16 protein-coding genes are annotated in these 22996 nt (G+C 66.4%); 9 read left to right on the top strand and 7 right to left on the bottom strand.

The features are described from left to right. Nucleotides 1-25: 25 nt before the first annotated feature. A complete protein-coding gene (acs, locus tag BO221_RS18035; RefSeq protein WP_073561685.1) occupies nucleotides 26-1969 on the bottom strand; it encodes an acetate--CoA ligase in 1944 nt (647 codons plus the stop codon). A gap of 242 nt (nucleotides 1970-2211) precedes the next feature. Between acs and BO221_RS18030 the strand changes: the two genes are divergently transcribed. The 3 genes from BO221_RS18030 (at nucleotide 2212) to BO221_RS18020 (ending at nucleotide 7486) form a co-directional block, all read left to right on the top strand. Continuing rightward, a complete protein-coding gene (locus BO221_RS18030) occupies nucleotides 2212-5361 on the top strand; it encodes an ABC transporter substrate-binding protein (protein ID WP_073561684.1) in 3150 nt (1049 codons plus the stop codon). A 146-nt stretch (nucleotides 5362-5507) separates the two neighbouring features. Beyond that, on the top strand, nucleotides 5508-7019 hold the full coding sequence (locus BO221_RS18025) for a DUF2380 domain-containing protein (protein WP_083681133.1): 1512 nt from the start codon (nucleotides 5508-5510) through the stop codon (nucleotides 7017-7019). Beyond that, complete coding sequence (locus tag BO221_RS18020; protein WP_073561683.1) at nucleotides 7016-7486, top strand: NUDIX hydrolase; 471 nt, start codon at nucleotides 7016-7018, stop codon at nucleotides 7484-7486. The genes BO221_RS18025 and BO221_RS18020 overlap by 4 nt, the downstream gene beginning before the upstream one ends. 40 nt (nucleotides 7487-7526) lie before the next feature. Here BO221_RS18020 and BO221_RS18015 read toward each other — a convergent pair whose 3' ends face one another. The 4 genes from BO221_RS18015 to BO221_RS18000 form a co-directional block, all read right to left on the bottom strand. Next, on the bottom strand, nucleotides 7527-8789 hold the full coding sequence (locus BO221_RS18015; protein ID WP_073561682.1) for a phosphatidylserine/phosphatidylglycerophosphate/cardiolipin synthase family protein: 1263 nt from the start codon (nucleotides 8787-8789) through the stop codon (nucleotides 7527-7529). A gap of 105 nt (nucleotides 8790-8894) precedes the next feature. After that, entirely contained in the window at nucleotides 8895-10520 is a 1626-nt protein-coding gene (locus tag BO221_RS18010; protein ID WP_073561681.1) for an FHA domain-containing protein, read from the bottom strand. 7 nt (nucleotides 10521-10527) lie between these two features. Next, a complete protein-coding gene (locus tag BO221_RS18005) occupies nucleotides 10528-11451 on the bottom strand; it encodes a YafY family protein (RefSeq protein WP_073561680.1) in 924 nt (307 codons plus the stop codon). Continuing rightward, nucleotides 11448-12467 carry a YafY family protein gene (locus BO221_RS18000; RefSeq protein WP_073561679.1) on the bottom strand — a complete coding sequence of 340 codons (1020 nt, stop codon included), beginning with the start codon at nucleotides 12465-12467 and terminating at the stop codon, nucleotides 11448-11450. The genes BO221_RS18005 and BO221_RS18000 overlap by 4 nt, the downstream gene beginning before the upstream one ends. A gap of 310 nt (nucleotides 12468-12777) precedes the next feature. Here BO221_RS18000 and BO221_RS17995 point away from each other — a divergent pair, with 310 nt between their 5' ends. After that, a complete protein-coding gene (locus tag BO221_RS17995) occupies nucleotides 12778-13248 on the top strand; it encodes a hypothetical protein (protein ID WP_073561678.1) in 471 nt (156 codons plus the stop codon). Between the two features lie 28 nt (nucleotides 13249-13276). On the opposite strand, the gene proB is transcribed toward BO221_RS17995, so the two are convergent. Continuing rightward, the gene (gene proB / locus BO221_RS17990) at nucleotides 13277-14404 is read right to left on the bottom strand and encodes a glutamate 5-kinase (protein WP_073561677.1); all 1128 of its coding nucleotides are present in this window, start codon (nucleotides 14402-14404) and stop codon (nucleotides 13277-13279) included. 214 nt (nucleotides 14405-14618) lie between these two features. Here proB and hflX point away from each other — a divergent pair, with 214 nt between their 5' ends. Together hflX and BO221_RS17980 are read left to right on the top strand one after the other, a co-directional pair. Beyond that, on the top strand, nucleotides 14619-16376 hold the full coding sequence (gene hflX / locus BO221_RS17985) for a GTPase HflX (RefSeq protein ID WP_233166100.1): 1758 nt from the start codon (nucleotides 14619-14621) through the stop codon (nucleotides 16374-16376). Between the two features lie 60 nt (nucleotides 16377-16436). Continuing rightward, nucleotides 16437-16868: a hypothetical protein gene (locus tag BO221_RS17980; RefSeq protein WP_233166098.1), complete on the top strand. Its 432-nt coding sequence runs from the start codon at nucleotides 16437-16439 to the stop codon at nucleotides 16866-16868. A gap of 21 nt (nucleotides 16869-16889) precedes the next feature. Here the strand turns inward: BO221_RS17980 and BO221_RS17975 are convergent, their stop codons facing one another. Beyond that, nucleotides 16890-17891, bottom strand: coding sequence for an NAD(P)H-dependent glycerol-3-phosphate dehydrogenase (locus BO221_RS17975; protein ID WP_073561676.1), 1002 nt, complete (start codon nucleotides 17889-17891; stop codon nucleotides 16890-16892). 205 nt (nucleotides 17892-18096) lie between these two features. Between BO221_RS17975 and BO221_RS54895 the strand changes: the two genes are divergently transcribed. The 3 genes from BO221_RS54895 to BO221_RS52605 all read left to right on the top strand — a co-directional run bounded on the left by BO221_RS54895 (nucleotide 18097) and on the right by BO221_RS52605 (nucleotide 22844). After that, nucleotides 18097-18690, top strand: a complete 594-nt coding sequence (locus tag BO221_RS54895) for a hypothetical protein (protein ID WP_073561675.1) — start codon at nucleotides 18097-18099, stop codon at nucleotides 18688-18690. 345 nt (nucleotides 18691-19035) lie between these two features. Next, on the top strand, nucleotides 19036-19749 hold the full coding sequence (locus BO221_RS53805; RefSeq protein WP_143195517.1) for a hypothetical protein: 714 nt from the start codon (nucleotides 19036-19038) through the stop codon (nucleotides 19747-19749). After that, the gene (locus BO221_RS52605) at nucleotides 19746-22844 is read left to right on the top strand and encodes a DEAD/DEAH box helicase (protein ID WP_083681168.1); all 3099 of its coding nucleotides are present in this window, start codon (nucleotides 19746-19748) and stop codon (nucleotides 22842-22844) included. The genes BO221_RS53805 and BO221_RS52605 overlap by 4 nt, the downstream gene beginning before the upstream one ends. The last annotated feature ends 152 nt before the right edge of the window (nucleotides 22845-22996 follow it).

Here is a 22996-nt window from a genome sequence, read left to right as displayed (position 1 = left end):
TGCCACTTCCTAGCTTGGCGGCGCCTCAGCGCCCCTTCGCGCTCTCGCGCTGCTCGAGCTGGACGATCTCCTCCACCACCTGCGGCTCGGCCAGCGTGGTCGTGTCACCCAGGCTGTCCATCTGGCCCTCGGCCACCTTGCGAAGAATCCGGCGCATGATCTTCCCCGAGCGCGTCTTCGGCAGGCCGCTCACCACGCGGATGCGGTCCGGCGTGGCCAGCGGCCCGATGATGCGGCGCACCTGCTCCTTCAGCGCGCCCACCAACTGCTCGGAGTTCAGGTCGCCCGGCTTCACCGTCACGTACGCGCAGATGCCCGTGCCCTTGATGTCGTGCGGGAAGCCCACCACGGCGGCCTCGGCCACCGCGTCGTGCGCCACCAGCGCGCTCTCGATCTCCGCCGTGCCCAGCCGGTGGCCCGACACGTTGAGCACGTCATCCACGCGGCCGGTAATCCAGTAGTACCCGTCCTCGTCGCGGCGGCACCCGTCACCCGTGAAGTACAGGCCCGGGTACGTGGAGAAGTACGTCTCTTTGAAGCGCCGGTGGTCTCCCCAGATGGAGCGCGCCTGGCCCGGCCACGGACGCTTCAGGCACAGGTTGCCCGAGACGTCATTGCCCTCGATGATCGTCCCCTTCTCGTCCACCAGCACCGGCTCGATGCCGAAGAACGGCAGGGTGGCGCTGCCGGGCTTCGCCGGCGTGGCTCCCGGGAGCGGGGTAATCAGGATGCCGCCCGTCTCCGTCTGCCACCACGTGTCCACCACGTCGCAGCGGCCCTCGCCCGGCACGTCGTGGTACCAGCGCCACACCTCCGGGTTGATGGGCTCGCCCACACTGCCGAGAATCCGCAGGCTCTTGCGCGACGTCTTCTTCACCCAGTCATCGCCCTCGCGGATGAGCGAGCGCAGCGCCGTGGGCGACGTGTACAGGATGGTCGCCTTCAGGTCGTCCACCACCTGCCACATGCGGCTCGGGTCCGGATACATCGGCGTGGACTCGAAGAGGACCGTCGTCACGCCGTTCACCAGCGGGCCATAAATCAGATAGCTGTGGCCGGTGATCCACCCCACGTCCGCGGTGCAGAAGTAGATGTCGTCCGGGCGGATGTCGAAGACGTACTCGTGCGTCATCGCCGCGTAGACGGTGTAGCCGGCGGTGGTGTGCATCACGCCCTTGGGCTTGCCGGTGCTCCCCGAGGTGTAGAGGATGAAGAGCGGATCCTCACTGGACATCCACTCCACCGGGCAGGTGGAGCGGTGCTTCTGCATCTCGTCCTCGAGCACCCGGTCGCGGCCCTCCTTCATGGGCACGGCCTTGTTGGTGCGGCGGCTGACGAGCACCGTCTCCACCTGGGTGAGGCCCTCGAGCGCCTGATCGACAATCGACTTGAGCGCCACGGCCTTGGGACCGCGCGGCGCCTCGTTGGCGGTGACGACGATGCGCGCCCCCGAGTCGAGGATGCGATCCCTCAGGGACTCGGCGGAGAAGCCGGCGAACACCACCGAGTGCACCGCGCCGATGCGCGCGCACGCCAGCATGGTGTAGGCCACCATCGGCGTCATGGGCATGTAGATGCAGACGCGGTCACCCTTGCGGACGCCATAGGCCTTGAGCACGTTGGCCACGCGCGCCACCTGGTGCTTGAGCTCGCGGTACGTCACGTGCTGGTACTGCCCCGGCTCGTTGGCGGCCCAGATGATGGCCGTCTTGTCCGGCTGCGTGTGCAGGTGCCGGTCCACCGCGTTGTGACAGACGTTGAGCTTGCCTCCCCCGTACCAGGAAAAGTCCACCTCCTTCATGTCCACGTCGAGCACGTTGGAGGGCGGGTGGAACCACTCGAGCCGCCTGGCCTGCTCGCCCCAGAAACCCGCGGGGTCCTCCAGGCTCTGCCGGTACATCCGGCGGTACTCCTCGAGGTTCTTCACGCGGGCGCGCGCGGTGATGGGCTCCTTGGGCGCAACAAGCATGGTCTCTCTCCCCAGGGGTTGGGTTCGGGTTCTAGGTGGAGTGCCTACAACGCAAGCACCATGCCCTGCTCGGAATTCGCGTGCTTCCGATAGGTTGCGAACTGGACGCACTGCGTCGAGGCGTCACGGGCGGAAACGGACGTTACCTTCCGTAACGTCCCAGCAACCCGCCGTGCGGCCTCCCGGGGGATTTGGGGACCCTGGCGGGAGCGGGATAGCGTGTACGTCTGCGCCACTCCGACATGCCGCCCCCCAAGAACCTCCATGCCTCCGTGGTCCTCGGAGGGCTCCCCTTCGCCCTCGCCCTCGGGGGACTCCAATACCTCGTCACCGGCCACCCCCATGACGCGGCGGGCTGGGCCGTGCTGCTGCTGGGCACCCCCCCACTGCTGTGGTTGACGCGGTACGCCATCTGGTTCCTGGGAGAGTCACGGCCCGACCAGGAGCGCACCCGCTTCCTCTCCCTGCTGGCGGAGGGGGACCTCACCCACCCCGCCCACGAGCGCATGGGGGACCAGCGCGAAGTGCGCCGGCTCCTCATCTCCCTGCGCCGGGCGCTCAGCCAGGTGCAGCGGATGACGGGCAACGTGCGCCGCACCTGCCAGGGCGTGTCCGAGGAGGTGCGGGCCCTGCTGGAGGCCGCGCGCCGCCAGGGGAACGCGGTGGAGCGCTCCCGCGAGTCGACGGCCAGCATGGGCCAGAGCCTCCAGGCCGCGGGCAAGCGCGTGGCCCAGTTGGAGAACTTCACGCGCGAGACGAAGGGCTCGCTGATGGAGATGACCGAGCGGCTCGGGCAGGTGGCCGAGGCGCTGCTCTCCCTGGACGAGTTCTCGCACCGCACCACGCAGCAGGTGCAGGCCATGAGCGAGCGGCTGCACCACATCGCCTCCTCGGGTGACGAGCTGGCGCGTTTCGCCAGCGAGGCCGAGGCCTTCGTCCAGGTGGTGCACACCGGCATCGACGCCGTGCGCCATCGGGCCTCGGAGACCAACCAGCTGGCCCACGCCGTGACGGCCACCGCCGAGCGCGGCGAGGTGCTCGTCAACGACTGCGTCCAGGGCATGTACCGGGTGGAGGAGACGGTCCGCAAGGCCGCCGAGCTGGTGGACTCGCTGGGTGTGCGCTCCACTCAAATCGGCCGCATCGTGGACGTCATCCAGGAGATCGCGGACCAGACGAACCTGCTGGCGCTCAACGCCGCCATCATCGCCGCCCAGGCCGGTGAGCAGGGCCGTCCCTTCGGCGTGGTGGCCGACGAAATCCGCGGCCTGGCCGAGCGCACCGCGCGCTCCACGCGGGAGATCGCCACCATGGTGGGCGGCATCCGCCGGGAGGTGGACACGACGGTGTCGCTGGTGAAGGAGGGCCGCGAGCAGGCCAGCACGGGCGTGCAGTTGGGAGACCGGGCGGCCGAGGCGTTGATGGAGATCCGCACCATCACCCAGCGCACCTTCTCGGCGGTGGAGGCGATGCAGGCCGAGACGAAGCGGCTGGAGGCGCAGGGCTCCACGGTGGTGGAGGCCAGCCACCGGGTGGCGCGGCGCGTGGACGACGTGACACGGGCGGCCATGGAGCAGGCGGGGCACGGGCGCGAGCTGGTGCACCAGACGCAGCAGATGGCGAAGCTGGCGCAGGAGGCCTCGCAGAAGGCGGAGGGCCAGGCGCGCACGGGCAAGGATCTGTCCACCGCGGTGGTGAAGCTGAGCACGGCCATCGAGGAGATCCGCGCGGCGCACGGCGTGTTGATGAGGGGGGACTCGTCCATCGGCGAGGAGGTGGCGCGGGTGCGCGAGGACGCCCTGCAGGTCATCCGCATCGGCGACGGGCTGAGCCGCAAGGTGGAGCAGCTGGCGCACGAGGCGGCCAGCCTGGATGGCGAGGTGTTCCGCTTCCGGCTTCCGGAGCCGAAGGCGGGCGGCACGCTGCGCGCGGGCCTCCACCAGACGTCCATGATCGACTCGGTGGGCCGGTTGGATCCGCTCTTCAGCGTGGAGATCCAGGTCGCGGAGCTGTGCGCCTGCGTCTTCTCCAACCTGCTGCGGCTGGAAGACGGCGTGCTGGTGCCGGAGCTGGCCGAGCGCTGGGAGGTGGACCCCTCGGCGCGCCGCTACCGCTTCCACCTGCGCCAGGGCGTCACCTTCCATGACGGAACGCCCCTGACGGCGATCGACGTGAAGCGCCACCTCGAGCGGCTGTTGAACCCGGCGGAGAAGTCGCCGGACAGAGGACTGCTGGGGGACGTGGTGGGCGCCCGGGCGTTCGCGGAGGGCCATCTCCGCGAGGTGGCCGGCATCGAGGTGCTGAACGAGCGGACGCTGGAGATCCGGCTGGAGGAGCCCAAGGCCTTCTTCCTCCAGTTGCTGGCGCAGTCCGCCACGGGCGTGGCGAAGATGGATGCCCGGGGACAGGTGGTGGGGACGGGCCCCTTCCGGCAGGTGGAACTCGGAAAGGAGCGCATCGTGCTCGAGCGCAACCCCACCTACTGGCGCCAGGGGCTGCCGCTGCTGGACCGGCTCGAGTTCCACCTGCGGGACTCGCGCGAGGGCTGCATCACCGAGCTGCGCCAGGAGACGGTGGAGTTCGTCTCCTACCTGCATGCCACGCATGTGAGGGAGCCCGAGCAGCAGGGGCTGCAGGTGGCCACGGGTGTCACGCCGTCCACGGCCCTGGTGGGCTTCAACCTGCGCGAGCCACCCTTCAACGACGTGCGGGTGCGCAGGGCGATCCGCGCGGGGATGGACGTCCGGGCCCTGGTGGAGCACTTCTACAAGGGCGCACGGCTGGCGAGCACGCTGACCCCCCCGGAGTTGCTGGGCGAAGGCGTGCTGCCCGAGCCCCATCTGAACCTCGAACTGGCCGAGCGGCTGCTGCGCGAGGCCGGGATGCGGCGGGTGCCTGTCACGCTGTTCCAGACGGCGGGGCGGAACACGTCGGCCGAGGATGACCTCCTCTTCCGGCCCCTGGTGGATGCGAAGCTGGTGGAGCTCGAGCACGTGGAGCTGGAAGCGGAGGAGTACTCGTCCCGGCGGCGCGAGGGCCGGCTGCCCGTCTTCCGGCTGCTTTGGATTTCCGACTTCCCGGACCCGGACAACTTCCTCCACTTCCTGCTCAACTCGCAGGCGCAGAAGCTGTACGTGCTGGACTACCGCAACGGAGAGCTGGACAGGCTCACGGCGGAGGCGCGCGTCACCATCGACCCCGAGCAGCGCAAGCAGTTCTACCGGCGCGCGGAGAAGCTCGCCTACGAGGACTGCGCCATCATTCCCCTCTTCCACCCGCGCGTGCACGCGGCGGCGAGCGGCCGGGTGCAGGGACTGCGGCTGCACCAGACACCGCCCCAGGTGCGCTACGAGGAGCTGTGGCTGGACAACTCGGGTGACGAGCTGCCCTGAGCAGGCAGGCAACAGTTTTGTGGTGGGGACAAGCGCGGATGCGATGACCCCCACGCTGGACATGAAGCTGCGGCTGGAAGTGCGCACGCAGCGCGGTGGCTTCCGGCAAGGATACTCCGGCCCGGACGTGAGCCAGAGGGTGGACCATGCGCGATGAGTCGCCAGTATTCAGGAGGACAGGGCTGCTGCTCGCCCTGGCCCTGCTATCCAACGCCTGTGCGCCGCTGACGTCACCACCCGGCAGGGGGACACACCTGCGCTACACGCCGCACAATGCAGCCGCGCCCACATGGACCGGAGACCCGGGCGAGGAGTCCACGCCCAAGCCCGGGGGTTCACAGCAGCTGCACCGCCGCCAGGACGTGCGGGAGGCAGTGACGGCGGTGGGCCCTGACGGCACGGAGGAAACGGCTTTGTGGCAGAGCGCCCTGGCGGCCCACCTGGCGGTTCGCGGTGCCCTGCTCGACGTGTCGGGCTCCACCCGAAACCTCTCCGAGGAGCTGTCCAGGTTGCGCAAGAGCCACTGGGGCATCGCCGGCAAGGCCGCGGGCCTCTTCGTGCCCTCTATCGAGTATGGCCAGAGCCAGTTGCGATGGTTGGACGCCGAGCTCGCCGCCGCCACCCGGCTGGCCCACGCCGCCGCGGACGTGGAGGACCCGGACATGCAGCTGGCCCTGCTGCGTCTGGCGGGCCCACGGCTGGAGGCCGCCATGCTGGGCTCGCTGCTGCTCGCGGCATGGGTGGACCTCCTCAACCTCCTCGATGTGGCGTTCAAGCAGGGGTACAACTCGGTGGAGACGCTGTTCGTGGACATGGACCGCTGGCGGAAGATGGGGGAACCGGCCATGACGGCACTGGCCTCACTGGAACCAGGGCAGGTGGAGGCAGCGGCAGAGAACATGCCCGCGCTGATGGGCTACCTGTCCGGCGAGTTCAACAGGACGGCGGAGCGCCTTCACTCGGGGCTGAGGAACGTCGAGAAGGTGATGTTGCTGGCGCAGCTCATGGAGCTGGTGACGATGAGGTCGGCGCTGAAGTTCTCGCTGCCCACGTTGCGGCCCTCGGCCCCCGTGACACTCGGGGTGGGCATGGTGATGGGCGAAAACGGCGTGATGATGGGCACGCGCATTGTCGTCTCCGCCGAGTGGGTGGAGATGGTGAACCGGCTGGTGCGGGCGGGCGTCCTGTCCCTGCCCGCCGTCAGCGCCGCAGTGCGGATTCATGCCGGCCAGATGATGATGGCGCACGGCGAGCTGCCGCGCGGCGTGCGCGAGGCACTCGGCGACGGGCCCGAGGTACGGGGCATGCGAGTGACGGACAAAGCTGGGGCCGGCATGGCCGAGCCCCCTCGGCACCACGTTCTGCCCAAGGAGTTCCGCGAGTGGTTCGAGAAGCGCGGCTTCACTGGCGACATGGACATCGACCAATTCTGCGTCAAGCTGGAGCAGGCGCACCACGAGGCCATTCACGGCGGTGGCGACTGGAAGCTGGGCCGCACATGGCCCGGCGAATGGAACCGGATGGTCATGAAGGCGCTGTATGAGGCCGAGACCAGGGCTGGCCGGATGTTGACGCGCAATGCGATCCTGAGAATTGTCGCATCCAACATGAAGCGCTACAGGATCCCGATGAATTTCGTCCCGTGGAGAGGACCATGAGCGACGGAGGTGCCTGGCAGGGCAACGTCAAGGCGCGCCTGTATGAGCGGGTCCGCAAGCGCGGCTACGACTCGCTCACCGCCTTCGCCGAGGCTCATCCCACCGCTTCGCTCGTGGAACTCGCGGACGAGCTTGGCCCTGATGACATCGCGGCAGTGCAGGTATTCAGCGGGTTGGTTGCCGAGGCGGAGCGAAGCGGCAAGGTCACGCGTCTGGTGCGCGGGCAACTCGTGCGCGAACTGGCCGAAGCACTCCCAGACGGCTGGCCGGCCGTGATGGAGGACGAAGCCCGTTTCGCTGTCGCCGAGGCGCTCGGCCTCTGGTCGGCCTACACCCCTGAAACGCATGAGGAGCGTGTCAGGAAGGCTGGCGATGCGCTCCTCGCCAACCCACCGCCGCCCGGCTGGCGTCCGCCCGGCCCTGACGACGAGTTGCTGCTCACGCTCCTGCCCGACGAGGAGGCCTGATTCTCCCCCGCTCCATTCCATGGCGGAGTGCGGCCCCGCCTCAGAGCACCTTGCGGAAGGCGTACAGCACCCGCTCGAACAGCTTCTGCCAGAGGGGGCGGCGGCGGAACTCGGCCAGGTCCACCTCGCGGCAGCTCTGGCAGTCGCCGCGGAAGGACTCCTCCAGGCTGCGCCCCAGCCGCGGGTCGGCGAAGACGGCGTTCACCTCGTGGTTGAAGAGCAGCGAACGCCGCTCGAGGTTGAACGAGCCGATGGTGCCCCACACCCCATCCACCACGGCCGTCTTCGCGTGGAGCACGCAGCGCTCCCACTCGAAGATGCGGACGCCCGCGGTGAGCAGCTTCTCGTAGAAGGCGCGCGTGGCGTGCACCAGCCAGGGGTGGTCGCTCTTCGCGTTGAGCAGCAGGCTCACCTCCACCCCGCGCTGGGCGGCCTCGCGCAGCACGGCCACCAGCTTCCGGTCCGGAATGAAGTAGGCCGCCGCCACCAGCACGCTGCGCCGCGCGCGGGAGATGGCATGCAGGTAGGCGCGGTGGATGCCGCGGCGGCTGGAGAGCACCGCCAGGCTCACGTCTCCCCGCCGATGCAACCGGGCCGCCCGCCGGCGCCGGCGCGTCTCCCGCCAGGAGCGGAACCTGTCCTGGAAGGCCATGCGCCAGGTGGCCACGAAGCGGCGCTCCAACTCGTACACCGCCGGCCCTTCCACGCGCAGCACGTCGTCGCGCCAGGCACCGCCCTCCCCCTCGGGCGCCCAGTGCGCGGAGATGTTCACCCCACCGATGAAGGCCACCTCGCCGTCCACCGCGAGAATCTTCCGGTGATCTCTCCGCAACAGGTGGCGCAAGCCACGGCCGAGGCTGCTGAAGGGCTTGAAGGGGCGGATGTCCACCCCGCGCGCCCGCAGGGCCTCGAAGAATCCGCGCCGGCTCGTCCAGGAGCCCAGCGCGTCGTAGAGCACCTTCACGTGCACGCCCCGCTCGGCCGCCTCCGCCAGCGCCTCGCCGAACAGCTCACCCACCGCGTCGGAGATGAACATGTACGTCTCGAGGTGGACGTAGCGGCGCGCGCTCCGGATGGCCGTCAGCATCGCCGGGTAGGCCTCCACCCCGTCGCGCAACAACTGGCAGCCATTGCCGCGGATCACCCCGTGCGAGCGCGGCAGGTAGTACCGGGCGAGCAGCGCGGAGGAGACGTGAGGGCTCCACACCGGCTCATGAGCGGGCGGGCAGCCAGCCTCTTGCTTGGGTGACTCCCCCGCCTGTTCCTCGAACGCCGAACTGATGCCCACCTCCTGCTCACGCATGGTGGGACAAGGGTGGGAATGACACCGGCGTCCGGCAACCTGTCCACCTGGCGCCCGGGGCAATCCCCCGAGCGGCCCGGACGTCACCCGCAGGACACGAGGCGGTTACAGCCCCAGGTCCGCGCGGCGGATCTCCGCCATGCGGGCGCAGCGCTGATCGAACTCACCCGGGAAGTACTCGCGCGTGTGGTCCAACGTGGCCGAGGCCGCCTGCCAGTTGTTCTGGTTGACGTACCCCTCCACCTCCAGCATCAGCTTGGAGCAGACCCGGTCCAGCTCCGTCTGCGTGTCCTTCACGCGCTCGCGCGCCTCGTAATAGAGGTCCGGCTTGGGCTCGGGGTGGGCCTCCAGCAACAGCCACGCCTCGCGGAAGGACTTCCACGCCTCGTAGCGGTTGCGCGCACCCACCTCCTTGTTCTCCATGTTCTTGACGCCGCGCTTGTACGCCTTGCGCGCCTCCTCGACGAGCTGGTCGGGCGGAATCTCCGGCAACAGCACCTTCTCCAGCCAGATGTTCCAGATGCGCCACTCCTCCTCGCCGGGCGGGTTCTTCGTGTTGTCGAAGGTGATGCGGTTGGTCTCGCCCTTCTTCAGCTGCGCCGAGGGGATCATGATCTCCAGGATGCGATCCTGGCTGGCCAGCGTGTCCGGAGGCACCTTGCTCAGGTCCACGCCGTTGATCGTCACCATCACCTCGCCCTCGGAGATGCCGTGCGCCTGGAAGTGCACGATGGCCAGGGCCCGGGTGGCGGCGGTGTACTCCCACTCGAAGATCTTCTGGTCCTTGTTCTCCCACATGACGCCCTCGCCGTAACCGAAGGAGTCATCGATGGGCGTGGGGCCGATGACGACGGGCTCGGGACCACGGGTCACCTTGGCCTCGCCGCCGAGCACCAGCCAGTACACCAGGGCCACCATGCCCATCACGCTCAACACGCCCAGGCCGATGAGGGCGTTGCGCACGATGGGCGTGGCATCCGCCCAGAACAGCCGTGCCTGCGCCACCAGACCCGGAGACTCACGGCGGATGCGGGCACGCTCGGCGGCGGACAGGCCTCCACCACCCTGGGCCGCCGGAGCGGAACGGGCCACCGCGTTGGAGGTGGGGCGCCGGGGCGCGGCCGTGGGTGCGGACGCCGGAGCCCGCGTCAGGGCACCGGGCCCGGCGGCCGGAACCTGGGGACGGGTGGCCGTGCGCGAGGCAGCACCCCCCACCGCGGGCATCGCGGGCTGTGTCCCGGCACGGGTGGTGCTCCGCAGGGCCTGGATGGGGCGGGTGGTGTTGAGCCGCGCCTCCTCCAACTCCTCCTCGTTGGCCCCCTCGGGGGCCAGGGCCGCGCCGCGGTTGCGCTGACGCGCCACGTTCTCCACGGACACGATGCGCGTGCTGTCGGGGCTCTCGCCGCCGCCCACGCCCGCGTCCGTGACGATGTCCGCCGCCAGCGGCTTGAAGACGAAGACCACCGGCCCGAGCGACAGCTGATCGCCCTCCCCCAGCGGCTGCTTCTCCTTCACCAGCTTGCCATTGAGCTGCGTGCCATTGGAGCTGCCCAGGTCCTCGACGAAGTGCTGTCCCCCTTCGACGAAGATGCGGCAGTGACGACGGGAGATGCCCGCGTCGTACAGGACGACGTCACACTCGTTGACGCGGCCGATGAGGACGGAGTCCTGCTCGAACTCGAACTCCTTCCCGGCCTCCTTGCCCTCGGCGATCGTCAGCTGAAAGCTCATGAAAACCTCAGACTCCTAACACGGCCTTCGCCGCGCGGGCCACGGCCGCACGGGCCGAAGCGGGCTCGAGCACCTCGGCCTCGCCGCCGAACGATAGCACCCACTGCGTCAACCAGCGCTCGTTGTCGCCCGCCACCCGCACTTCCACGCCCCCATCCGCGAGCAGGCGAGCGTCCTCGCCGAAGCGCTCCCGGACGTAGGGGGCCACCAGCTGGGTGAAGCGCACCCGGACGGCCGCGTTGGTGCGGGCCGGGTTGGGCACCTCGGCCCGGGCATCCTCGCGTGGCTGGAATGTTGCGTCCGTGACGGCCAGGTTCTGCATCCGGTCCACCCGGAAGAGCCGATCGTCTTGACGGTTGAGGTCCCAAGCTTGGAGGTACCACTGGCCCCGGTGGCTGAGCAGCTCGTGCGGCCGCACCCGGCGCGACTCGAGGCCGCCCCGGCCCGGGGTGGCGTAGTCGAAGGAGACCTCGCGCCGCTCGTGGATGGCCCGGGTGAGCGGCCCCAGGGCCTCCGGTGCCTCCACCGCGGCGTCGATCTTCCGGTACATCTCGCGGAAACGCTCGCCCGCGCCCGGAGGCAACACGCCCTCCAGCTTCTCCACCGCGCTGCGCAGCGCATCGCCCGCCGCCGGACGCAGCAGCTCCGCCGAGGCGGCCAGCGCCGAGGCCTCGCCCACCGTCAGCCGCGGCGGCGCGGACAGGCGCTGGTCGAGGTCCACGTAGACGCGGTCGTTCTCGACGTAGATGTCGATGTAGTCGTCCGGGTTGAAGGGGGGCCGGCCCACGCAGGTGAGCAGATCCAGGTCCTCCAGCAGGTGCTCCCGGCTGACGTTGAGGGCGCGCGCCAGCTCCTCCACGGAGATACCGGGGCGCGAGGAGACGAAGGGAACGAGGAACAGCAGACGGCGAAGACGCTCGTGGACACTCATGCCGCCACCTCCTCACGGGGTGCGTGCTTCTCGAGGATGCGCGAGGCCATGTCCTTCACCCGCTGCCGGGCATCCTCGGGCGCCTCCACGCGGCACTCCGGCCCCAGCTGCAGGCAGAAGCGCAGCAGTCCATCCAGGAACGTCACCGGCAACTCCACCAGCACGCCCTCGCCGTCCTCGGCCGGGGCCACGGTGGCACCCGGGAAGAGCGAGGCACCGCGGGTCATCAGCTCGCCGGTGAGGCGCAGGCGCGCGTTCACGCTCTCGTGGAAGCGGTGCTGCCAGGGGGAGCTGGCCACGTGGTTGTCGAAGGAGAAGCCCTCGGGCACCTCGAAGTCCGGGGTGCGCGGACGGGCGGTGTTCGCCTTGAGCGAGCGGATGCGGTGCACGAGGAAGGTGCGTACCCCCTGGCGCAGGTGGCAGTAGCCCACCAGCGTCCAGATGCCCCGGCGCAGCACCAGGCCGTACGGGTCCACCTTGCGATCCGTGAGGTCTGGCCGCTTGGGCGAGGCATAGGACATCTGCACCCACTTGTGCGAGGCACACGCGTCCCAGAGCGACTCCAGGTTCGCGGCGAGCTGCGGCCCATCCTGCTCCGAGCCCAGCTCCATGCGCACGCGCGGGGTGGGCAGCGCGTTGCCCGCGAAGAAACCGATCTTCCGCAGGGCGTGGGACAGGTCGTCGCGGCCGGGGAAGGCCCCGGACGTCAACGCGGCGCTGCCCGCGGCGTAGAGGACGGCCAGTTCCTCCTTGGTGAGGTCCACCTCGGGCAGGTAGTAGGCGTCGCGGTCGACGATGTAGCCGTCCTTCCGCTCGTCATCTCCCTGGATGTAGGTGAGGGGGAAGCCCAGCTCGAGCAGTTCCGCCTTGTCGCGCTCGAACTTGCGTTCGGCGGCATCATCGGAAATGCCCATGTAGTCGGCGGGGAAGTGCTCACGCAGCTCCGCCCAGGAGATCGGTTCCCGAGCATCCAGGAACAGCGCGACGAGATCGAGGAGGCGTTCGGTACGGTCCATCGGAAGGTTTTCGACAATGCGCAAAAGCGTCAGGTCGGGTCAAGGCAGGGAGCCACGACAACGGACGGATGTCCGCTCACGCCCCGTGCGATCGTGGATCTACCCGGAGGAACAGTACCTGAACAGCTTTTTGCTGAACGCACGTCCAGGTGTGTCCATGAATGTGCGGAACCGACCCGAGGGTTGGCGAGCAGGCGTTCACGGCAGGCGGGCTCGCGAACGGCGGGCAACTGGGATATTCCTAGGAATCGACGGCGTACACGCCTGATCGGGGCGGGCTCGTCTGGCCGCACGCACTGCGAGGACCCACATGACGCGCTCCACCCTCATCAAGAAGGCATGGCTCGGGCTGGCGCTGGTGGGACTGGCATGCATCGGGGCGGTGCCCACGCAGGCGGAGGCCGAGCCGCTGTACTTCGCGCTGGAAGTGCGGCGCGAGGGCCGGCTGGTGGCCCAGCCCAAGCTGCTCGGGGAGACGGGCCGCACGGTGCGCGCCGAGCGCCGCAAGCCGGGCGCGAGCCAGCCGGATTACCGTCTGGTGCTCACCCCCACGGCCGAGGGCGAGACGTTCCACCTGGAGCTGGATCTGATGCTGCCGGAGATCAAGGGGCACTCGGAGCTGGCCCTGCTGCACGGGCAGCAGCGCCGGGTGCAGCTGGGCCGCTACCCGGGCGACCTGGAGGTCTCACTGCTGCTCATGAAGGTGGACTCGCCCGAGTTCCGCGCGCTGATGGACCTGAGCGAGGACGCCGCCGTGGGTGGCTCCGGCCGTCCCATCTGAGTGCGCTCCCTCTCCCTCTGGAGAGGGTCTACAGCACCGCCAGATCATCGCGGTGCACGGCCTCGTCGAGGTACCGGTAGCCGAGCACCGACTCGATATCGGCGCTCTTGAGGCCGGCGATCTTCCGCAACTCCCCATCGTCATAGGCACTGAGGCCGCGGGCGAACACCTGCCCCTGCTCGTCGACGAGATCCACGGGGTCTCCCCGGCCGAAGTCGCCCTCCACCAGACGGATGCCCGAGGGCAGCAGGCTGCGCTTGCTGGTGACCACGGCCTCGCGCGCTCCCGGGTCCACGATGAGCTTCCCCTTCGGCTTGAGCGCGTGGGCGATCCACGCCATGCGGGCGCTGCGCCGGGAGCCGGAGGTCTCGAAGAGGGTGCCCACGGGCTCGCCGGACAGCACGGAGCGCAACCGGCCGGGCACGGCGCCGGAGGTGATGAGGCAGCGGACGCCGAGCTCGGTGACGCGAGCGGCGGCGCGAATCTTGGTGGCCATCCCACCGGTGCCCACCAGGGAGCCGGAGCCGCCGGCCAGCGCCAGCAACTCGGGGGTGACGGCATCCACCTGGGAGAGCAGGCGGGCGTTGGGGTCCTTCCGCGGGTCGGCGGTGAAGAGCCCCTCCACGTCCGAGAGGACGATGAGCACATCCGCCTCCACCACGCCCGCCACCAGGGCGGCCAGGGTGTCGTTGTCACCGAACTTGAGCTCGTCCACGGAGACGGTGTCGTTCTCGTTGATGACGGGCACCACCCCGGCCTCGATGAGGCGCTCCAGGGCGTGCTTCACGTTGAGGTAGCGCCGACGGTCCTGCACGTCTCCATGGGTGAGGAGCACCTGGGCCACCCGCCGGTCCGCCTTGCCGAAGGCCTCCTCGTACGCCTGCATCAGCCGGCTCTGACCCACCGCGGCGCACGCCTGCTTGCCGGGGATGTCCTTGGGGCGCGCGGGCAGCCCCAGCCGCTCCACGCCGAGAGCGATGGCGCCGCTGGACACCACCACCAACTCCCGGCCCTGGGCCGCCCACAGCAGATCCTCCCCCAGCGCCTCGAAGTGGGCCCGGTTGAAGCGCCCCGTGGCGTTCGTGAGGGCATTGGTCCCGATCTTCACCACCACGCGCCGGGCAGCGCGCACCGCGTTTCGTCCGGAAGAACTCACATCTCCAGGTTATGCCATCCAAGGTGTCAGGAGGGACACCCGAAGCCGTCCCTCCCCGGAAGCAACCGCCGCCAGGGCGTGTTGTACGAGGTCGGGCTTTCGGGAACCCCGGAGGTGAATCCGGAGCCGAAGGCACCTATCCTCAAGATGTGAAAAGGGACAGGACGACGGCGTGGCGCGGGCGCCCTTCCCTCCGCGCGGGAGAAGGACACTTTTGAAGGAAATCTACGGAAACACCCTCGGACTCAAGGCAAGCGAGCAGAGCCGGCTGCGCAACACCTACCGCCGCCGCGTCTCGCCGCATGAGATCGTCTCCCCCGAGCTCGCCCGTCACCTCACCGAGCTGTCTCGAGAGACCAACCGCCAGGTGGGCGTCCTGCTCAACCGCAAGGGCGAAATCGAGTACGTGGTGGTGGGCAACGCCCACAAGCTGGAGCTGCCCGACATCGGCCGTGCCCGCGCCGGACAAGTGCGTCTGCGCGGTCTGCGCCTGGTGCACACCCACCTCAAGAGCGAGCCACTCACCAAGGACGACCTGACGGACCTCGCGCTGCTGCGCCTGGACATGGTCGCCGCGGTGGGCGTGGGCGACACCGGCCTGCCCGGCGTGCTGCACTACGCGCACCTGGTGCCCGAGAACGGCACCGGTGACTTCTGGAGCGTCACCACCCTGCCGGACGTCCATGACGGCCAGCCGGATGTGCTCGACACCCTGGAAGCCCTCGAGGAGGAGCTCAACCGCAAAGCCGCCGCGCGCACCGTCTCGGGCCGCGACAAGGCCATCCTCGTGGCCGTGTGCCTCAACGGCAACCGCGCCCAGGCCGAGGCCAGCCTCGCCGAGCTCAAGGAGCTCGCGCGCACCGCGGGCGTCGAGGTCATCGACAGCGTGCTGCAGATGCGCCGCGAGGCGGACCCTCGCTACCTCATCGGCCGCGGCAAGCTGGAGGACCTCAACCTGCGCTCCATGCAGGCCATGGCGGACGTCCTCATCTTCGACAAGGACCTCACCCCGTCCCAGGGCCGCCACATCAGCGAGGCCACCAGCCTCAAGGTGATCGACCGCAGCCAGCTCATCCTCGACATCTTCGCCCAGCGGGCGCAGAGCGCCGAGGGCAAGCTCCAGGTCGAGCTGGCCCAGCTCAAGTACCGCCTGCCCCGCCTGGTGCAGAGCGACACCTCCCTGAGCCGTCTGGCCGGTGGTATCGGCGGACGCGGCCCCGGTGAGACGAAGCTGGAAATCGACCGCCGCCGCGCGCGCGATCGCATCAACCACCTGGAGAAGCGCATCGACGCGCTCTCCCGCGAGCGCGAGGTCCGCCGGGCGCAGCGCAACCGCAGGGAGCTGCCCGTCATCTCCATCGTGGGCTACACCAACGCGGGCAAGTCCACGCTCCTCAACGCCATCACCGGCTCCGAGGTGCTCGCGGAGAACAAGCTGTTCGCCACGCTGGACCCCACCAGCCGCCGGTTGCGCTTCCCCCAGGAGCGCGAGGTCATCATCACCGACACGGTGGGCTTCATCCGGGACCTGCCCAAGGACCTGGTGGCCGCCTTCCGCGCCACGCTCGAGGAGCTGTACGACGCGGACCTGCTGCTGCACGTGGTGGACGCGAGCGATCCGTCCCGCGACGAGCAGGTGCAGGCCGTCGAGAACATCCTCGACTCGTTGGACCTGATGCAGAAGCCGCGCCTCATGGTGTGGAACAAGGCGGACCTGCTCAACCCGGACGAGGTGGGCTCGCTGCTGCGCACCGCGGGCGGCGTGGCCATCAGCGCGGCGAGCCGCGAGGGCCTGGCTGCCCTCCTGGCCAAGGCGGACACCACCCTCTTCGCCGAGGGCGCCTCGCGCAACCTCGGCGTCGTCACCCCGGACCCGGCGCACACCTTCGGGACCTTCGGGATGGCCGAGAGCCCCTCGGAGGAGCCCCTCGAGGCCGCCGAGGAGCCCGAGCAGAACCTCGGGGCAGCATAGGCCCCGGGCCAGGGGTTGCGGGCAGGCACCGGGGCCTTCTACAGTCCCGGTGCCGTGCTCATGCCCTCCCTCTTCTCTCCGTCCCTGCTGGCCCTGGTGCCCATCCCCGGCCTGGGTACGAGCCTCGAAAAGCCCGCCTCATCGGTGGACCCGAACTATTTCGAGATGCTCGAGCGCAACAGCCACATCGTCTACCCGGCCCTCGCCATGGTGGTGCTGGGGCTCATCGCCGCCGCCATCCTCCAGGCCGCCAAGGCCCAGGACATGGACGGCGCCGTGAAGGCCGAGTTCAAGAAGCTCATCGTCGACGAGCTGCGCCGCTACCCCGCGGGCCTGGAGACTCCGGCCCTCGCGGCGGCCACCGGCCTGGACCGCAGCAAGCTGGTGCGGCTGTTGGACCAGATGCAGCAGGATGGCGTCATCGTCTCGCACACCACCACCCAGCGGCAGACCGTGTGGCGCGTGAAGGGCGTTGGCGGCGCCGCGTACTGAGCGCCGCCCCGCTCCGCCTCCTCACACCAGCTCGGACTTGGGCTGGCGCGTCATCAGCTCCACCACCGCCGCGCGGGCGCTCTTGCCCTCGTAGGCGATGGCGTACACCTGATCGCAGATGGGCAGCTCCACCCCCACCTTGCGCGACAGGTCCCTCGCGCTCTTCGCCGTCTTCACGCCCTCGGCCACCTGCCGCATGTCGCCGAGGATGTCCTGGAGCGAGCGGCCCCGGCCCAGCTCCATGCCCACGTGCCGGTTGCGGCTGAGCTCGCCGGTGCAGGTGAGCACCAGGTCCCCCATGCCGGACAGCCCCGAGAGCGTGAGCGGATTGCCGCCCTTGCGCACGGCCAGGCGGGTGATCTCCGCCAGGCCGCGGGTGATGATGGCGGCGCGGGCGTTGTGGCCCATGCCCAGCCCATCCGCGATGCCGGCGGCGATGGCGATGACGTTCTTCAGCGCGCCGCCGTACTGCACCCCCACCACGTCATTGGAGGTGTAGGAACGGAACGTCTCCGTCTGCAGTGCCTTCTGGCAGCGCACCGCCACCTTGTCCCAGTGCGAGGCGATGGTGACGACGGTGGGCATGCGCTGGGCCAGCTCCTTGGCGAAGCTGGGGCCGGAGAGCACGGCGATGTAGGGGTGGTGCTCCTCGGGCAGGCAGTCCTCGAGCAGCTCCGTCATGGTGAGGAGCGTCTCGTTCTCAATCCCCTTGGCCACCGTGACGAGGGGCGCGTGCTTGGGCAGGTGCGGCAGCGCCTGGGAGATGACCTGGCGCGTGGCATGGCTGGGCGTGGCCAGCACCACCAGCTCCGAGCCCTCCAGCGCCGTCTTCAGGTCCGTGGTGGCCTGGACACGCGAGGAGATGGGGATGCCAGGGAGGTAACCGGAATTCTCGTGGCGGGTGTTGATGGCGTCGGCGAGGGCGGCGTCCCGGCCCCACAGGCCCACCTGCTCGCAATTGACGGCGAGCACGTTGGCGAGGGCGGTACCGAAAGAGCCGGAGCCGATGACACTGGCGCGCATGGGGGAAGTCTCCCGAGGGACGAGGGGGGAGGCGCAGCTTAGACCACACCCCACCCGGGAACGAGGACTCCCAACGAGCGAGCGGCGCAGCGTCCGCCAGCGGGCAGGCCGGTACCCGGACCAGCACTTCATCGTGGCCACGCGGGGGGCAGGCCGGTCTAGCATCCGCCGCTTCACGGGTATGCGTACACAGAGGGAGCCAGGGATGAGGGTCGGATGGGGCGCGGGAGTGGTGCTGGCACTGTCGCTCGGTGCATGCCGCTGCTCACAGGACGCGGGCGCGCCGGACGCGGGCATGTTGCCTCCCCCGAGCGCCCTCGCCTGCGAGGGCCTCATCACCCCCGAGATTCGCGACGCCCTGCCCGGCTTCACCTTCAAGGAGGAGCGGACGTGCCCCACCTGCGGGCCGCTCTGCACCTTCCGCTCGGCGGAGCAGGAGCAGAAGGAAGTCACCGTCTCCATCGCCTACGACTGCCACCAGCTGCCCGACGGGCAGGACGTGCGCGGACTGCTCGCCCCCACCCTGCGCGCGGGAGGCATGGAAATCCCCGCGCTCGGCAAGGCCGCCGCCCGCCGCGAGCCCGTGCCCGGCATGATGCAGGTCGTCGCCTGGGACGATGACACCCCCTGCGGCGTCGTCATCACCTGGCTGGGCAAGAACAGGGATAGAGCCCCCGAGCTCGCCCGCACCACGCTCTTCGGCCTCACCCGCGAGCGCCTCATGCAAGCCACCCCCCTGCCCGCGATCGGCGGCTCCACGCCGGACGCCGGCCCGGACTCCGACGCGGGCCTGCCCTGAGAGGCTGAGAACAGCGCGGGAATTTCGCTTCTTGACGCGGAGCCAGCTGGAGCGCTGCAGCAAGCGCATGCCGACCAAGACTGCTGGTGCCCTTCTTCTCGTGCCTATCAACCATACCCCCACGCAAGTGAACTCCTGCGTGGCACAAGGGCGAAACTTAAAGTCAATTGCTCTTGCGGCCAAGCGCCTGCTAGCCTGCCTGCTTTGAGTAAATTCATGGGACAAGGGGATGGGCGGACAGGGGACTCGCTGGCAATTCGCTGAGGGAAGGGGCCTGTGCCACCTCGCACAAGAACTGCAAAGTCAACTCGTGGTTCGTACGCATCAGTTCTCAATGCGTACCCGATGGCGACTTATAGAAGAGAGATCGTCAGTAATGAATCGGGATTGATTCGTAAGTTTTCCGCAGCATTAAGAAGACTCCCAGCTCCACTGCCAGAAACAAAGCCCAGACTAAACAAATCCCTGCAAGGGAATCTCGCAGAAACACTGGTGTATGAACTCGGGGATGAATACTGGGCCCTATTCAAGAAGAGGTGGACGTGGGTGGCAAATGCCACAACGCCATGGAAAAAGTCTTCCGATCCGGGATTCGACATCCTTGCGATAAGACCAGGGCCCCCACTCACACTGCTAGTGATCGAAGTCAAGTCCAGTTCCATCTCTGGCACCAAGCTGATCGCGAGCAAGAAATCCAGCCTGAAAGCAGATTTCAGTGGATTATTTTCGAGGAATGCGCGTGGTCGCCTAACCATTCGAATCGGGGCTATTTTATCTGACTTGGAACTCAAAATGTCCAGGCCAGACATGGTTGAGCCCGTCAAACGGCTGGTCGGCACAAAGCCGAGCACATCACCAAAAATCCAACTTATTGGCGTTTTGGTTTGCTGCACTGGGAGCAATACATCCCACATCGCCCGACGAGAGCGGGCATTCACACGACTACAGCACTGGCTCATCAAGAAGGGATGGCAACCTACACAGGTGCGACTAAATTCAATCGAACTCAACGACCTAAATGACTTCCTGAAGAAGACAATTCAAAAAACATTCCAATGATCAGACCAAGTGATTTCGAGACTCAATGCCAAACACTCGACTTAGACAAAATCGAGCATCAGATCGCCAGATGGGTCCGTAAATTTGAAGAGCCACCTCTAGGGACAAGACTCGAAGCCGAGAATGTACTACTAAGGCTAAGTTTGGAGTGCGCAACCCTGGATCCTGCAGGGTTATTCGCACCAGATGGCTCAGCGGATCATGCCACCACACTACTTGCGCGTGCACTGGGGAACCTGGGACGTCCCCGACAAAAGTCGGCCGCAACCTTTTACGTGCTTGCGTCGGTATCATACGCCATTGCCGGCAATTTTGCTTCTGCTTCAGTTTGGGCACGAAAAGCCCTGCCCAAGACAAATAAAGAGTCCTTCGAGCATTGGATTGTCAGCACCCTCGCAACACGCGTTCAACATCTCTCTTCAAATTCACCGCGAACTTTGCGCCGGTATGCACGAAAATTAGATACCGCGCTCAGTTCCGGCGATCCAGTTGACTTCGAACAAGCGACACACGAATTCAACGTCGTATGTGGCGAGGCAAGCAGTTGGTGGCCGGAGTTTGATCGCTTCCTCTTGTTATTTTGGCGTGCAATTCACAATCGCTGCTGGCAGCTATCGGCGGCACGCGTATTGACGAAAAGTGGATTCAAAAACGCCCGCTACATTGCCGCGCTGCGAATGGACACGTCGGCATTGCTCTTCCCTTCGCAGGTACACGTCTTAGAAGAAAAAGGCTTTCTGAGCCGCCCTGGGAACGCGTTGGTTCTACTCCCTACAAGTACGGGAAAGACCCTTCTAGGTGAACTGGCGATGCTCACCTCACTCTCTGATGAGCGGCCACTCGCAGTCTACCTGGCTCCGTACCGAGCGCTCGCAGATCAAGTAGCCCGACGAATGGAGCGGCGACTTCAAGCACTTGGCATTCGCTGTGAAATACGCAGGGGCGGGTATCTTGAAGGAAAGCAGCACGCGGACCACGACTCACAACGCGTGCTTGTCGCAACACCTGAAGCCTTCGATGCTCTAATGCGAGAACATCCAGAACTATACCCACAAATTTCCTGCTGTGTCTTCGATGAATTCCACCTGATTGAGCAGCCAGGCCGAGGCTTAATCTACGAAGGACTTGCTGCCCGGTTAATGTCGCTTGACACCATATACGCGCCAAGAATTGTAGCACTGTCTCCCGTACTATCTCGTTCTGAGACACTTAGCGATTGGCTCCACATCTCAGAGGATAGTATTTTCTCCTCTAGTTGGAAACCAACAGCTCGAAGGATTGCAATTTCCACACCAGACAGCGCCGTAAACTACTTTACGCCGGGAGAGAGGCTTCACAGCCAGCGTCGCCGTGACTCCGAGCCCGCTTGGACCGGCGAGGTGACTCTTCCGCATCGCATTGATGTACTGGCTGCACCGCCCAATTATGGCTTGATAAACATCCAACGACGTCGGGTTTTGGATAATATCTCCGCAATTGCGCTTGAACAGCATACACGCTTTGGCGAACCTGTGCTGGTAGTCTGCATGAATCGGGCACAGACTCGAGCATTAGCACAACTGGCAATTAGTGGCTTGTCCGAACTGAACGATGATTCCGCTGCCGTCTCGCTCGCCAAAGAAGTGTCGCGGAGATTTCCATACCTACAAACACTTGCGCGTGCACTACGCCATGGAGTCGCATACCACAACGCATCACTTCCCGGGTGGGTTCGAGAGAAACTCGAAGCATTGATGGAGAAGAAAGAACTCAAGCTGGTAATGGCAACCACAACACTAGCGGAAGGTGTCGATTTGCCTTTCAGAGTCGTAGTCATGGCCGGCTGGCAACAAAGGCGCTTTGGCCGACAACAACCGATGCCCTCCTTGCTTTTCAGGAACATCGCTGGAAGATGCGGTCGTGCGGGAGTTTACGTAGAAGGAGACACCATCATCGCGGACAATCCCGAACAGTCGGGAGTGCGGTTCAAGGAAAGGCTCAGGAGCTACCTGAGCCTATATGTCCAGCCCTCTGATATTTCACTCAAATCAGCGTTAAGCCTAGAACTTAGCGCCAGAAATGACGACGAGGAGGTTGGTTTTTCACGTGAAGCCAGTGCAGCACTGGAATCACAGTTTGCAGCATTCCTGGATGCCTCAACGTTTGAAGACCATCAGGAAGAAAGATTCGCCTCCTCGTTATTCGCAGGAAAAGACACGAAGGTCCGGCCATTACTCATGAAAAGATTAAAACAATTCTCGGATGAAATGGTCGAGGCAGAAGATTACCCCCTCATGCAGGTAAACAGCCCTCTTAGCCTGACTCCTTTTGGTCGTGTCGCGCTGGCTACTGGATTGTCTGGCCGTTCGTGCCTCAATCTCGTGCGATTTCTGGACTCCTACTTGCCCGGAGAGGAACCACGGATTGGCAAAAGAATTCGGCAACGACTTGGAATCCAGTGGGAACCACTTGTCGCCGCGCTTGCGCAACACGTGCTGGAGGGGGAGTTTGTGATTGAACTGGAGACCGGCGAGTTTGAGTCGATCAGGGATGGACGCAAAGGTTATCCTATCAAGGCCGATAGCTTTACCAATGTCGTGTTAGCGTGGCTCTCAGGAACCCCTCTGCCGAAAATTGCACAAATGTTGACCAAGGACAGCGTTCAGCGAAAAGACATTGATGAGTGGCTGTCAGGGCTGAATCATGAACTACCCGCCTTCTTAGAAGAAGATGTTGAGCAACTTGCGGTGTTCTTTGGTGGTTACGTAACGCAGCGATGGGCGTGGGTACTACGTGCCGCTGGGAGCATGGCAGGCGCAATTGGCAAGGAAGATGTCCAAGGAGAATCCAAGAAATTGGCGCGCCGAATGGAGTACGGCGTCAGATTTGTAGAGGCCGCAAACTTGATGGCAATAGGCTGCCCAACAGATAGAACGTTGGTCGATGCACTTGTCGGCGGGTACCTGGAAGAAGGCACGCAGCCATTCGATAGGACCGAGTTTCGTCAATGGTTACTCACACTCAAGGCAGAACGTATAGCACGAGAGCTGCCAGGAGCCGGAAACGCTGATGGCTGGCTACCTGCCATTGGTGCACTCGTAGACTTTCTCGGATAGGCGTCTTGCACCCGCCTTAGAGGCTGTTTCGCCAGCAGCCCTCGCCCTCTTCTCGTCCCCAGCAGCCCTCGCCCTCTTCTCGTCCGAGGAGCAGTTGGTCAAGGTTGAGGTCTACCGAAACTGGCTCTTATTCATGCACTGATGGGCTCGTC

The sequence above is a fragment of the Archangium sp. Cb G35 genome (genome assembly GCF_001896145.1).
Taxonomy (GTDB): domain Bacteria; phylum Myxococcota; class Myxococcia; order Myxococcales; family Myxococcaceae; genus Archangium; species Archangium violaceum.
The sequence above is the reverse complement of the archived record's forward strand: the minus strand, read 5'-3'. Positions and strand labels throughout refer to the sequence as shown.

What these genes read in the sequence shown, in the direction of transcription:
- acs (WP_073561685.1), bottom strand. Translation starts at nt 1,969, where the DNA reads ATGCTTGTTGCGCCCAAGGAGCCCATCACCGCGCGCGCCCGCGTGAAG.
- BO221_RS18030 (WP_073561684.1), top strand. Translation starts at nt 2,212, where the DNA reads ATGCCGCCCCCCAAGAACCTCCATGCCTCCGTGGTCCTCGGAGGGCTC.
- BO221_RS18025 (WP_083681133.1), top strand. Translation starts at nt 5,508, where the DNA reads ATGCGCGATGAGTCGCCAGTATTCAGGAGGACAGGGCTGCTGCTCGCC.
- BO221_RS18020 (WP_073561683.1), top strand. Translation starts at nt 7,016, where the DNA reads ATGAGCGACGGAGGTGCCTGGCAGGGCAACGTCAAGGCGCGCCTGTAT.
- BO221_RS18015 (WP_073561682.1), bottom strand. Translation starts at nt 8,789, where the DNA reads ATGCGTGAGCAGGAGGTGGGCATCAGTTCGGCGTTCGAGGAACAGGCG.
- BO221_RS18010 (WP_073561681.1), bottom strand. Translation starts at nt 10,520, where the DNA reads ATGAGCTTTCAGCTGACGATCGCCGAGGGCAAGGAGGCCGGGAAGGAG.
- BO221_RS18005 (WP_073561680.1), bottom strand. Translation starts at nt 11,451, where the DNA reads ATGAGTGTCCACGAGCGTCTTCGCCGTCTGCTGTTCCTCGTTCCCTTC.
- BO221_RS18000 (WP_073561679.1), bottom strand. Translation starts at nt 12,467, where the DNA reads ATGGACCGTACCGAACGCCTCCTCGATCTCGTCGCGCTGTTCCTGGAT.
- BO221_RS17995 (WP_073561678.1), top strand. Translation starts at nt 12,778, where the DNA reads ATGACGCGCTCCACCCTCATCAAGAAGGCATGGCTCGGGCTGGCGCTG.
- BO221_RS17980 (WP_233166098.1), top strand. Translation starts at nt 16,437, where the DNA reads ATGCCCTCCCTCTTCTCTCCGTCCCTGCTGGCCCTGGTGCCCATCCCC.
- BO221_RS17975 (WP_073561676.1), bottom strand. Translation starts at nt 17,891, where the DNA reads ATGCGCGCCAGTGTCATCGGCTCCGGCTCTTTCGGTACCGCCCTCGCC.
- BO221_RS54895 (WP_073561675.1), top strand. Translation starts at nt 18,097, where the DNA reads ATGAGGGTCGGATGGGGCGCGGGAGTGGTGCTGGCACTGTCGCTCGGT.
- BO221_RS53805 (WP_143195517.1), top strand. Translation starts at nt 19,036, where the DNA reads ATGGCGACTTATAGAAGAGAGATCGTCAGTAATGAATCGGGATTGATT.
- BO221_RS52605 (WP_083681168.1), top strand. Translation starts at nt 19,746, where the DNA reads ATGATCAGACCAAGTGATTTCGAGACTCAATGCCAAACACTCGACTTA.